This is a genomic window from Accumulibacter sp., assembly GCF_023806565.1.
Lineage (GTDB): Bacteria > Pseudomonadota > Gammaproteobacteria > Burkholderiales > Rhodocyclaceae > Accumulibacter.
Map to the genome: position 1 here is coordinate 1 of NZ_JAMTDV010000066.1, position 12,675 is coordinate 12,675.

The window sequence follows — 12,675 nt, forward strand, 5'->3', positions numbered from 1 at the left end:
CAACTCGCATCTTCTTTCATCATCCGGGGCGGCCGCAACTGCAATGACCGTTAGCGGCAATCGTCACAGGCGAAGCCCAGTCCGCGGGAAGGTAGCTGCTGGCCATGGCTGACCTCGAACATCCCGGAAATTCGACCATCAGATCTCTGCATCAGCCGAGCCCGTCGGCCGATCGATTTCCGAGATGGGCCTTGCGCCCAGTTTCGGGAAACCGCCGCGCACGCAAGGCCGCAAGGCCTGACGCGGTTCAAACGAAGGGCGATCCCACTTCGGTCACGCCTTTCTGCCCGCGCTGCTGCTCGAGACAGGAGAGCAATTGCGCGCTCGTCTTGCGCAGTCGAAATGACAGCAACACCACCAGCCCCATCAGGATTTTGGCGCCAAGCAGCGGCTGCTCGACGATGATGCGCGCGAGCGCTTCGCGAGACAGCGCCGCCATCAGCGTGACGGCATCGGCGATGCAGGTCGCCGACCGCGAATCGCCGTCGATCAGCGACATCTCGCCCAGCACCTTTCCCGCCCCGATCACCGCAATCAGGCTCGAGGCGTGGTCGCCCGCTTCCTTGAAGACGTCGATGCGACCTTCGATCACGAACAGCATGAAATCACCGGCTTCGCCTTCGCGCAGCACCGTTTGCCCGATTTGTGCCCGGTAGACCTGCAGAAACGGACTCAGCGCGCGCACCTCGTCGAGTTGCAGGCTTTCAAAAAGCGGTGAATACGGGAGCATGGCGTGCAACTGCGCGGTGAACGGTAGGGCATCGCCGAGGTATTCCAGCTCCGGCAAGCGTTGCGCGCCCGCTGAATTCATCGGGTGCGGCATCAGCGACTCATTCGACGGTGACGGATTTTGCCAGATTGCGCGGCTTGTCCACGTCAGTACCGCGCACCAGCGCAACATGGTAGGCGAGCAACTGCAGCGGTACCACGTGCAACAATGCGGAAAGTGCTCCGTAGTGCTCGGGCAGATGAAGCACCTGAATCCCGTCCGACTCCTTCATGTCGCTGTCCGCATCGGCGAAAACGTAGAGTTCGCCCCCCCGCGCGCGCACTTCCTGCAAGTTGGACTTGAGCTTTTCCAGCAACGTATCGTTGGGGGCGACGGCGATCACCGGCATCTCCCGATCGACAAGAGCCAACGGACCATGTTTGAGTTCACCGGCCGGATAGGCTTCGGCGTGGATGTAAGAGATTTCCTTCAGCTTCAGCGCGCCTTCCATGGCGATCGGATAGTGGCGGCCGCGCCCCAGGAAGAGGGCATGTTGCTTCATCGAGAAACGCTCGGACCAGTCGCGAATCTGCGGCTCGAGCTCGAGGACCTTGGCCAGCGCCATCGGCAAATGTCGCACCGCGTGCAGCTCGGCTGCCTCGGCCTCGGCGTCGAGTCGTCCGCGCAGTTTGGCCAGCACCAGGGTCAGCAGGTAGAGGGCCGCGAGCTGTGTCGTGAAGGCCTTGGTGGAAGCGACACCGATCTCCGGGCCGGCACGGGTGATGAAACGCAGGGTGTTCTCGCGTACGAGCGAGGATTCCGGAACGTTGCAGATGCACAGGGTGCGCCGCATGCCGAGAGACTTGGCGTGCTGTAGCGCGGCCAGCGTGTCGGCGGTTTCTCCGGACTGGGAAATCGTCACCACCAGGGTTCGTGGGTCCGGTACCGAGTCGCGGTAACGATACTCGCTGGCCACCTCGACCGAACACGGAATGCCCGCGATCGACTCGAGCCAGTAGCGCGCGACCAGACCCGCGTGATAGCTGGTTCCACAGGCGATGATCAGGACCTGCCCGACCTCGCCCAGAGTAGATTCGCTTTCGGCGCCGAAGATACCCGGCTGCAGGCTGCGTGCCGTACCAAGCATTTCGAGCGTGTTGGCCACTGCCACTGGTTGCTCGAAGATCTCTTTCTGCATGTAGTGCCGGTAATTGCCGAGTTCGATGGCTTCGGCCGAAAGCTGTGACTCGCTTTCCGGGCGTTCGACCGGTGTACCATCGACGCGCGTGATGCGGTAACGATCGCGCATCAGTTCGGCGCAATCGCCGTTTTCGAGGTAAACCATCCGGCGCGTCACCTGCACCAGCGCCGAGGCATCCGAAGCGGCGTAGCAGCCGTCGCTGCCCAGTCCGAGCAACAGCGGTGCGCCTTCGCGCGCGACCACCAGTCGCTCCGGCTCGCTCTCGCGCAGCACGGCGATCGCGTAAGCACCTTGCAACTGCGCGATCGCCTGGCGGACCGCACTCAGCAAATCGACCGTCGTCGTCAGTTCGTGGGCGATCAGATGCGCCACGACTTCGGTATCGGTGTCAGAGGTGAATACGTAACCGAGCGCCCTGAGCTGTCCGCGCAGCGACTCGTGGTTCTCGATGATTCCGTTGTGCACCACCGCCAATCCGGCAGAGATGTGCGGATGCGCATTGCGCTCGCACGGTACGCCATGCGTCGCCCAGCGGGTGTGCGCGATGCCGGTGTCGCCGGCAGCCTGCGAATCTTCGGCTTGCGCCGCGAGCTCGGCAACGCGGCCGACCGAACGCAGGCGATGCAGGCCGCTCGCGTCGATAAACGCGAGACCGGCCGAATCGTAACCACGATATTCGAGCTTCCGCAAACCTTCGAGCAGAACCGGGATGATATTGCGGTCGGCGACCGCGGCGACGATGCCACACATGGTCAGATCACTTCTTGCTTGGCCGTTTCCAGCCGGGAATGGAAATTTGCCGGGCACGCGAGATGGTGAGGGTGTCCGGCGGAGCATCCTTGGTCAAGGTCGTGCCGGCGCCAAGCGTGGCGCCGCGGCCGACCGTGACGGGGGCAACCAACTGCGTATCGGAGCCGATGAATGCATCGTCCTCGATGACCGTTTTGAACTTGTTGGCACCATCGTAATTGCAGGTAATCGTGCCGGCGCCAATATTCACCCTGCTGCCAATAATGGCGTCGCCGACATAGGCGAGATGATTGGCCTTCGATCCGGCAGCCAACCGCGCATTCTTGAGTTCTACGAAGTTGCCGACATGCACGCCGGCTGCAAGGTCGGTGCCCGGACGCAGGCGGGCAAATGGTCCAATTACGCCGTCCGGCCCGACCGTAGCATCTTCGATGTGGCTGAACGCGGCCAGACGTGATCCGGCGCCGACACGGGCGTTCTTGAGCACGCAGGCTGGACCGATCTCGACGGCTTCTTCGAGAACCACCTTTCCTTGGAACACGCAGTTGATGTCAATGAAGACGTCGCGCCCGCAAACGAGTTCGCCCCGCACATCGATGCGTTCCGGATCAGCCAGACGTACGCCCTGTTCGAGCAGACGGTCGGCGATCCGACGTTGCGCGACACGTTCGAGCTGGGCGAGCTGCACCTTGCTATTGACCCCAAGCACTTCCCATTCGCCGCGTGCCTGCGCCGTGCGCACAGGCACGCGCTCGCCCACCGCGAGGGCGACGATGTCGGTCAAATAGTATTCCTGCTGTGCGTTGTCATTCGACAGCTGTCCCAGCCAGGCGGCCAGCCGATCCGTCGGCAGGGCGACGATACCGGTATTGACCTCCCTGATCGCACGCTCGTCTGCTGTTGCATCCTTCTGCTCCACGATGCGTACCACCTCGCCGGCGGCGTTGCGCACGATCCGGCCATAGCCGCCGGGATCCGCCAGCTCGACGGTGAGGACCGCCAGCGCATCCCGCGCGGCATGCACCAGATGCCTGAGCGTATCCACCTGAATCAACGGTACATCGCCATAGAGCACCAGGGTTGTGGCAGCGTTCCCGAGATGCGGCATTGCCTGCAGCACTGCATGCCCGGTCCCGAGTTGCGGCTCCTGCAGAACCCAAATCAGATCCGGCGCGTCGATCGCTGCGCGCACGACCTCGCCACCGTGTCCATAGACCACGCAGATGCTCTGCGGAGCGAGGCTGCGAGCCGTATCGATGACGTGCGCGAGCAAGGCCTTGCCCGCCAACGGGTGGAGAACCTTGGGCAAGTTCGAATGCATGCGCTTGCCTTGCCCGGCGGCGAGAATGACTATATTCATGAACGTGAATTCGTTAGAACCCTGCAGATGAGATCACTCCTGCCGCCTTCCTGCTCCGTCGCGTTCGACGGCCCGGGACCAGAAATGGGCAGCCCCCCCGTTGCCATGGCCAACGCCACTTTTAACTATTATTTCAGATCGGGCGGAGAAAGCGCACAACTATGTCACATATGGCGGATAGTGAACCCGGTTTACGCGCACGATGCGAAAACCGCTGGTTCCATCCTGCCCTGTGTGTCGGCGGATACCCACTTCCCTCGCCGCTGCACACGGGAGGTCGGAAGCGACGGAAAACCGTCATGAATTACATGACCGGCGGTGTCGGCACCGGCCATGTCGGTCAGCGTGGCAGGTCGGAACTGCCCATCAGAAAGGCGTCCACTTCGCGTGCGCACTGCCTGCCTTCGCGTATCGCCCAGACCACCAGCGACTGGCCACGCCGCATGTCGCCGGCGGCAAAGACCTTCGCCACGTTCGTTGCATAGCAACCGGTGCCGTCGGTCGTAGCCCGGACGTTGCCACGCCCATCGAGCTCCACTGCCAACTGTTCCAGCAGCCCCTGCCGAACCGGTGAGACAAAGCCCATCGCCAGCAACACCAGGTCGGCCGGTATCTCGAACTCACTGCCCGGAATCTCGGTCATCTTGCCGTCGCTCCAGGTGACTCGTACCACTTTGAGAGCCTTCACCCTGCCCTCTTCACCAATGAATTTCTTGGTGGAAACGGCAAAGTCGCGTGCGCACCCTTCTTCGTGCGAAGACGAGGTGCGCAACTTCAACGGCCAATACGGCCAAGTGAGACTCTTGTTCTCCTGTTGCGGCGGTTGCGGCATGACCTCGAACTGGGTAACGGACAGCGCTCCATGCCGATTGCTGGTACCTACACAGTCGGAACCGGTGTCACCACCACCGATCACCACCACATTCTTGCCGGTGGCCACGATCTGCGCATCCACCCGGTCGCCGGCGTTTAACCTGTTCTGTTGCGGCAGGAATTCCATGGCGAAATGTACGCCGTCTAGGTCACGACCCGGCACCGGCAGGTCGCGCGGGCATTCTGCACCGCCGGCGAGAATCACCGCATCGAACTCGGCGAGCACCTGCGCGGCCGGCAGCGCATTCTCGCCGCTACCGCCAACCTCTTGATTTACCTGGAAAGTTACCCCCTCGTCCTGCATCTGGGCAATGCGGCGATCCAGGTGCGATTTCTCGAACTTGAAGTCGGGAATCCCGTAGCGCAACAGGCCACCGATCCGGTCGCTCTTCTCGATCACCACCACACTGTGCCCGACCCGCGCCAGTTGTTGTGCCGCCGCCAAGCCGGCGGGCCCGGAGCCGACCACGGCAACCTTCTTGCCAGTCGTGCGCTTTGGCGGCTGCGGCAGGATCCAGCCCTTTTCCCAACCCTTGTCGGCAATCGCATGCTCGATCGACTTGATGCCGACCGGATCTGCGTTGATGTTGAGCGTGCACGCGGCTTCGCACGGCGCCGGGCAGATGCGGCCGGTAAAATCCGGGAAGTTGTTGGTCGAATGCAGCACCGTCAGCGCCTGCTCCCAATTGCCGCGATAGACCAGGTCATTCCAGTCGGGAATGATGTTGTTCACCGGGCAACCGGTATTGCAGAACGGAATGCCGCAATCCATGCAGCGCGCACCCTGCAGGCTCGCCTGTTCGTCGGTGAGCGCCACGACGAACTCGCGGTAATGCTTCAGACGCGACGCGGCGGGCTCACTGACCTCCGCCAGACGCTGGTACTCGATGAATCCCGTAGGCTTACCCATTTCCTATGCTGCCTCCAGTTGCTTCTGCGCCACCGCCAGCTCGACAAGCACCCGACGATATTCGTGCGGCATTATCTTCACGAAGCGCCGGCGATAGCGCTCCCAATCGTTGAGCAAGCGCAATGCTTGGCGGCTCCCGGTGAGCCGATAATGCCTTTCGACCAGGCCCTTGAGCAAGACCTCGTCGATGACGCCGAGATGGCGAACGTCGACCTTGCCGTGGCCCTCGAGGTCGTCTCCGGCGTCGCTCCCCTGGCGAGCCACCAGTTCTTCCTCGACCGGTTCCAGAGACACCTGCGCCATATTGCAGCGCGACTCGAAAGTACCTTCCTCGTCGAGCACGTAAGCCACCCCGCCGGACATTCCAGCGGCAAAGTTGCGGCCGGTCATGCCGAGGACGACGACCGTCCCGCCGGTCATGTATTCACAGCCGTGGTCACCGACCCCTTCGACCACCGCAGTGGCACCCGAATTGCGGACAGCGAAGCGCTCACCGGCCACCCCGGCGAAAAACGCTTCACCCTCGGTGGCCCCATAAAGGACCGTGTTGCCGACGATGATGTTGCCTTGCGTCTCGCCCCGGAAACCCGCATTCGGACGTACGATGATCCTCCCTCCGGAAAGTCCCTTGCCCACGTAGTCGTTGGCTTCGCCAATGAGGTCGAGGGTCACGCCACGTGCCAGGAAAGCGCCAAAGGCCTGCCCGGCGGTGCCGGTGAAACGAATTTCGATGGTACCCTCCGGCAATCCGGCATGTCCGTAGCGCTCTGCCACCTGGCCCGACAGCATCGCCCCGACCGTGCGGTTGATGTTGCGCACCGGCAAGTCGATGCGGACCTTCTCAGCGCTTTCGAGTGCTGGCCTGGCGAGCTCGATGAGCCGATTGTCCAGAGCTCTGCCCAGGCCATGGTCCTGGCTTTCGCATTGGAACACTGGCGTCCCGGACTCGTTTTCCGGACGGTGGAATATGCGGCTGTAGTCCAGTCCCTTCGCCTTCCAGTGTGTGATCCCCTTCTGCATGTCCAGCAGGTCGCAGCGGCCGATCAACTCATTGAAACTGCGAATTCCCATCTGCGCCATCAGCTCGCGCACTTCCTCGGCAACGAAGAAGAAGTAGTTGACCACGTGTTCCGGCTGACCGGAAAACCTCCGACGGAGCACAGGATCCTGTGTGGCCACCCCTACCGGACAGGTGTTGAGGTGACACTTGCGCATCATGATGCAGCCTTCGACGACGAGCGGCGCAGTGGCGAAACCGAATTCGTCGGCGCCGAGCAGCGCACCGATGAGCACGTCGCGACCGGTCTTCATCTGCCCGTCGACCTGCACTCGCACGCGCCCGCGCAGGCGATTGAGGACCAGCGTCTGCTGCGTCTCCGCAAGGCCCAGTTCCCATGGCGAACCGGCGTGCTTGATCGAAGATTGCGGGCTGGCGCCAGTCCCACCGTCGTGGCCGGCAATCACCAGATGATCGGCCTTGGCCTTGGTGACGCCGGCGGCAACCGTCCCGACGCCGATTTCGGAAACCAGCTTGACACTGATCGACGCCTTCGGATTGGTATTCTTCAGATCGTGGATGAGCTGCGCCAGATCCTCGATCGAGTAGATGTCGTGATGCGGGGGTGGCGAAATCAATCCGACGCCGGGAACCGAGTGGCGGAGGAAACCGATGTACTCGGAAACCTTGTGGCCCGGCAGTTGACCGCCTTCACCGGGCTTGGCGCCTTGCGCCATCTTGATCTGAATCTGGTCAGCATTCACCAGATATTCTGCGGTAACCCCGAAACGCCCGGAAGCGACCTGCTTGATCGCCGAGCGCAGGCTATCGCCAGGCTGCAACTGGTAGTCGCGTTCAATGCGCGTCTTGCCAACCACGTCCGAAAGCTTCTCGCCGCCCTTCAACGCCTTGAAGCGCGCCGGGTCTTCGCCGCCCTCTCCGGTATTCGACTTGCCACCAAGGCGATTCATGGCGATTGCCAGGGTGCTGTGCGCTTCGGTCGAAATCGATCCGAGCGACATCGCGCCGGTGGCGAATCGCTTGACGATTTCCTTGGCTGGCTCTACTTCCTCCAGCGGCACCGACGGTCCGGCCGACTTGAGCTCGAACAGCCCGCGCAGCGTCATGTGGCGCCGCGTCTGGTCGTTGATCAGGCGAGCGTACTCCTTGTAGGTTTCGTACCTGCCCGTGCGCGTCGAGTGTTGCAGCTTGGCGATCGCATCCGGCGTCCACATGTGTTCTTCACCGCGCACGCGGTAGGCATACTCCCCGCCGGCGTCGAGCATCGTGGCCAGCACCGGATCGTCGCTGAATGCCTGCCTGTGCAGGCGAATCGCCTCTTCCATGATCTCGAAGACACCGATTCCCTCGACCTGCGTCGAAGTGCCGGTGAAATACTTGTCGACCATCTGCTTTTGCAGACCGACCGCTTCGAATATCTGCGCTCCGGTGTAGGACATGTAGGTCGAAATGCCCATCTTGGACATGACCTTGAGCAGGCCCTTGCCGACCCCCTTGATGAAGTGCTTGATCGCCTTGTCACCCTTTTCCGGATCGCCGCCGGCGATCTGCTGCAAGGATTCCAGTGCCAGATACGGGTGGACGGCTTCCGCTCCATAACCGGCGAGCAGAGCGAAATGGTGCGTCTCGCGCGCTGCACCAGTTTCGACCACCAGACCGACCCTAGTGCGCAGACCCTTCGTCACCAGATGGTGATGCACCGCCGAGGTCGCCAGCAGCGCCGGAATCGCCACATGCCCTGCATCGATGCGGCGATCCGAGACGATCAGGATGCTCGATCCCTTATGCACGTGTTCCTCCGCTTCGGCGCACAGGGACGCCAGGCGCGCCTCAACGCCCTCCTTGCCCCAGGCCAGCGGGTAACAGATGTCGAGTTCTGCCGAGTGGAACTTGTTGCCGGTATAGGTCGCGATCCGCCGCAGTTTCGCGATGTTGTCGAAATCGAGTACCGGCTGTGCCACCTCGAGACGGTATGGCGGGTTGATTTCGTTGATCCCGAGCAGGTTCGGCTTGGGGCCGATGAACGACACCAGGGACATCACCAGTTGCTCGCGGATCGGATCGATGGGCGGATTGGTCACCTGCGCGAAAAGCTGCCGAAAATAGTTGAACAAGGGCTTGCTGCGGCTCGACAGGACGGCCAGCGGGGAATCATTTCCCATCGAGCCGGTTGCCTCCTCGCCCGAGCTCGCCATCGGCTCGAGAATGAACTTGAGATCTTCCTGCGTGTATCCGAAAGCCTGCTGTCGGTCTAGCAGGGAGGCCAAGGGAGCGCTTGCTGCGACGCTCTTCGGAACCGGCAGATCGTCGAGCTTGATGTTGATGCGGCTCAACCAATCGCGATACGGCTTGGTCAGCGACAGCGTCTCCTTGAGCTCGAGATCATCGATGATGCGTCCCTGTTCGAGGTCGATCAGGAACATCTTGCCGGGTTGCAAACGCCACTTCTTGACGATCCGCTCCTCGGGAATCGGCAGCACGCCGGCTTCCGAAGCCATCACCACCAGGTCGTCATCGGTAACCAGGTAGCGGGCGGGACGCAAGCCGTTGCGGTCGAGCGTCGCGCCGATCTGGCGTCCATCGGTGAACGCCACCGCCGCCGGACCGTCCCAGGGTTCGATCATTGCCGCGTGATACTTGTAGAAAGCTCCTCGCCGCTCGTCCATCAGCGTATGCGATTCCCAGGCTTCCGGAATCAGCATCATCATCGCGTGCGCCAGCGAGTAGCCGCCCATCACCAGGAGCTCCAGCGCGTTGTCGAAGGACGCCGAATCGGACTGCCCCGGATAGATCAGCGGCCAGATCTTTTCCAGATCTGCTCCGAGCAGCGGCGACCAGGTGCCCTTCTCGCGCGCGCGCATCCAGTTGTAATTGCCTCGCAGCGTGTTGATCTCGCCATTGTGAGCGATCATCCGGAACGGGTGCGCGAGTTGCCACGTGGGAAAAGTGTTGGTCGAGAAACGCTGGTGTGCGAGCGCCATGGCGGAGACACAGCGTGGATCCTTGAGGTCCTTGTAGTACTCGCCGACCTGCTCGGCGAGCAGCAAACCCTTATAGACGATGGTCCGGGCGGACATCGACGGCTGGTAAAACTCCTTGCTATGCTTCAATCCCAGCGCCCGTATGGCGTTGGCCGCACGCCGGCGAATCACGTACAGCTTGCGCTCGAGAGCATCGGTCACCATCACGTCCGCACCACGCCCGACAAAGATCTGGCGGATCACCGGCTCCATTGCACGCACGGTCGGCGACATCGGCAAAGCGTGATCGACCGGAACGTCGCGCCAGCCGAGAACGACCTGATGCTCCGCGCGTACCGCGCGCTCGATTTCTTCCTGGCAGGCGAGGCGCGAAGCGGATTCCTTGGGCAGAAACACCATGCCTACCCCGTAGTCCCCGGCTGGCGGCAGGACGACCCCCTGCCCGGCCATTTCCTCGCGGAAATAGGCGTCGGGAATTTGGATGAGGATTCCTGCGCCATCACCCATCAGCGGGTCAGCGCCAACCGCTCCGCGATGATCGAGATTCTTCAGGATCAGCAGACCTTGCTCGATGATCGAGTGGCTTCTCTTGCCCCGGATGTGCGCTACAAAACCGACACCGCAGGCGTCGTGCTCGTTGGTCGGGTCGTAAAGCCCCTGCCGTTCAGGTATGGCCGCAGTCATCACACTGGAATCCTCACAAATCAAAGACAGTTCCCGGGCAACCTCGGTCCGAAACCTCGCGGAGGCAGGCACAAAGCCAGCCACCTTGCCGCTCACGGGGACTGGCGACTATACCCTGAATACACCGACCATTCAAGATGCTGCGCCGCACCACGGAAGGGCACGAAAGTGTCGCTTTTGCACCGAAAAAGGGCGCCCGATGCTCTTGCGCGACTTCCTGGAGGTTCCACCGCGCCATCCTGCACGGAGGCAAAATCCGTGCCGACACCAGATCCGCCTGAATTCATCGCCGGCCCGTGTGCGCGGCGCTCGCTTCCCTGCGGGGCCGAAATGGCCCGCTGGCGTGTTCGCCATGGTAAAGTCCGCGGCATGGCTTATGGTAAGCTGACGCGGAAAGCCGCGTGGCGCTCTTCGATACACGCAGGGTCGCGGCGGCGGGCAAGCGGCGGGCGATGCCGAGGGCAAGCGTTTCCGCCGCGGTGGGGAGCATCAGAATCGTCTATTTCGCGGTTTCGCGGGCGGCGGGATTCGCGGCCAGCAACCGAATTTCTTGAACACTGGCACGACAAGTGATGGAGGAGTGAATGCCGCTAACAATCGGAGTCCCGAGAGAGACTGCTGCAGGAGAAAAGAGGGTCGCGACAGTACCGGAGGTCGTCGAGAAGCTGATCAAGCTGGGTTTTTCGGTGGCGCTCGAATCCGGGGCCGGAACTGCTGCCAACTTCAGCGACGAGTCCTACCGCGCTGCCGGCGCGGAAGTGTTCGACACCGCCACGAAACTATGGGCGGCGGCCGACGTCGTTTTCAAGGTGCGTGCCCCGACTGCAGAGGAAGTCGCCCTGATGCACGAGGGCCAGACCTTGATCAGCTTCGTCTGGCCGGCACAGAACGCTGAGTTGATGCAGCAGCTGGCGGCGCGCAAGGTCACCGTGCTTGCCATCGACTCGCTGCCACGCATGCTGAGTCGCGCCCAGAAAATGGACGCGCTGACTTCGATGGCCGGCATTTCCGGCTATCGCGCCGTCGTCGAAGCCGCAGGCGCCTTTGGGCGCTTCTTCAATGGCCAAGTCACCGCAGCGGGCAAGATTCCCCCGGCCAAGGTCTTCGTCGCCGGCGCCGGCGTGGCCGGCCTGGCGGCGATCGGCACTGCCGTGGGTCTGGGCGCCATCGTGCGCGCCAACGACACCCGCGCGGAAGTGGCCGATCAGGTGGTGTCCATGGGTGGCGAGTTCGTGAAGGTCGATTACGAGGAGGAAGGGTCCGGCGGCGGCGGCTACGCCAAGGTGATGAGCGAGGGCTTCCAGCAGGCGCAGCGCGAGATGTACGCGAAGCAGGCCAGAGAGGTGGATATCATCATTACCACCGCTCTGATCCCTGGAAAACCGGCTCCTCGGCTCATCACCGCGGAAATGGTGCAGTCGATGAAGCCGGGCAGTGTAATCGTCGACATGGCTGCGGAACAAGGTGGCAACTGCGAACTGACCGAGCCCGGCCAAGTCGTGGTCAAGCACGGTGTGACCATCATCGGTCACACCGACCTGGTCAGCCGGCTGGCGACGCAATCCTCCACACTCTATTCGACCAACCTGTTCCGCCTGACCGAGGAACTTTGCAAGAACAAGGACGGCGTCATCAACGTCAATATGGAAGACGACGCCATTCGCGGCCTGACCGTGATCAAGGACGGCACGATCACCTGGCCGCCGCCGCCCCTCACGCTACCGGCTCCGCCACCCCCCAAGCCAACTGCAGCGGCCAAGCCGGCCGAGAAGAAGGGCGGACACGGCCACGGCGGCGGTGGTGAGCAGTCCTCTGCGCAGAGCGTGGCCATCACCTTCCTGGTGGGTGCGGCACTGTTCTGGTTCATCGGCGCCAACGCACCGGCGGCGTTCATTGGCCACTTCACCGTGTTCGTGCTGGCCTGCTTCATTGGCTACATGGTGATCTGGAACGTCACGCCGGCATTGCACACGCCGCTGATGAGCGTCACCAACGCGATCTCCAGCATCATTGCCATCGGTGCGCTGGTGCAGGTAGCCCCGCCGCTGACGGAAGGGGGACTCGAACGCCCCGAGACATGGATCGTCAGTCTCGCCGTGGTCAGCATCGCGCTGGTCGCCATCAACATGTTCGGCGGCTTCGCCGTGACCCAGCGCATGCTGGAAATGTTCCGTAAGAACTGAGGAGGC

At 62.4% G+C, this 12,675-nt stretch carries 6 protein-coding genes; 1 reads left to right on the forward strand and 5 read right to left on the reverse strand.

Going from position 1 to position 12,675, the window contains the following annotated elements:
* Window positions 1-247: 247 nt before the first annotated feature.
* The 5 genes from NFV80_RS07695 to NFV80_RS07715 form a co-directional block, all read right to left on the reverse strand.
* The gene (locus tag NFV80_RS07695) at window positions 248-823 is read right to left on the reverse strand and encodes a cyclic nucleotide-binding domain-containing protein (RefSeq protein ID WP_295327424.1); all 576 of its coding nucleotides are present in this window, start codon (window positions 821-823) and stop codon (window positions 248-250) included.
* A gap of 7 nt (window positions 824-830) precedes the next feature.
* A complete protein-coding gene (gene glmS, locus NFV80_RS07700) occupies window positions 831-2,660 on the reverse strand; it encodes a glutamine--fructose-6-phosphate transaminase (isomerizing) (protein ID WP_295327422.1) in 1,830 nt (609 codons plus the stop codon).
* A gap of 7 nt (window positions 2,661-2,667) precedes the next feature.
* Window positions 2,668-4,020, reverse strand: coding sequence for a bifunctional UDP-N-acetylglucosamine diphosphorylase/glucosamine-1-phosphate N-acetyltransferase GlmU (gene glmU / locus NFV80_RS07705; protein WP_295327420.1), 1,353 nt, complete (start codon window positions 4,018-4,020; stop codon window positions 2,668-2,670).
* 340 nt (window positions 4,021-4,360) lie between these two features.
* A complete protein-coding gene (locus tag NFV80_RS07710; RefSeq protein ID WP_295327418.1) occupies window positions 4,361-5,803 on the reverse strand; it encodes a glutamate synthase subunit beta in 1,443 nt (480 codons plus the stop codon).
* Between the two features lie 3 nt (window positions 5,804-5,806).
* The gene (locus NFV80_RS07715) at window positions 5,807-10,486 is read right to left on the reverse strand and encodes a glutamate synthase-related protein (protein WP_295327396.1); all 4,680 of its coding nucleotides are present in this window, start codon (window positions 10,484-10,486) and stop codon (window positions 5,807-5,809) included.
* A gap of 584 nt (window positions 10,487-11,070) precedes the next feature.
* Here NFV80_RS07715 and NFV80_RS07720 point away from each other — a divergent pair.
* Window positions 11,071-12,669: a Re/Si-specific NAD(P)(+) transhydrogenase subunit alpha gene (locus NFV80_RS07720; protein WP_295327394.1), complete on the forward strand. Its 1,599-nt coding sequence runs from the start codon at window positions 11,071-11,073 to the stop codon at window positions 12,667-12,669.
* Window positions 12,670-12,675 lie beyond the last annotated feature (6 nt).

Bases quoted from the DNA above. Each gene is read 5' to 3' on its own strand.
- NFV80_RS07695 (WP_295327424.1), bottom strand. From the start codon at position 823: ATGCCGCACCCGATGAATTCAGCGGGCGCGCAACGCTTGCCGGAGCTG.
- glmS (WP_295327422.1), bottom strand. From the start codon at position 2,660: ATGTGTGGCATCGTCGCCGCGGTCGCCGACCGCAATATCATCCCGGTT.
- glmU (WP_295327420.1), bottom strand. From the start codon at position 4,020: ATGAATATAGTCATTCTCGCCGCCGGGCAAGGCAAGCGCATGCATTCG.
- NFV80_RS07710 (WP_295327418.1), bottom strand. From the start codon at position 5,803: ATGGGTAAGCCTACGGGATTCATCGAGTACCAGCGTCTGGCGGAGGTC.
- NFV80_RS07715 (WP_295327396.1), bottom strand. From the start codon at position 10,486: ATGACTGCGGCCATACCTGAACGGCAGGGGCTTTACGACCCGACCAAC.
- NFV80_RS07720 (WP_295327394.1), top strand. From the start codon at position 11,071: ATGCCGCTAACAATCGGAGTCCCGAGAGAGACTGCTGCAGGAGAAAAG.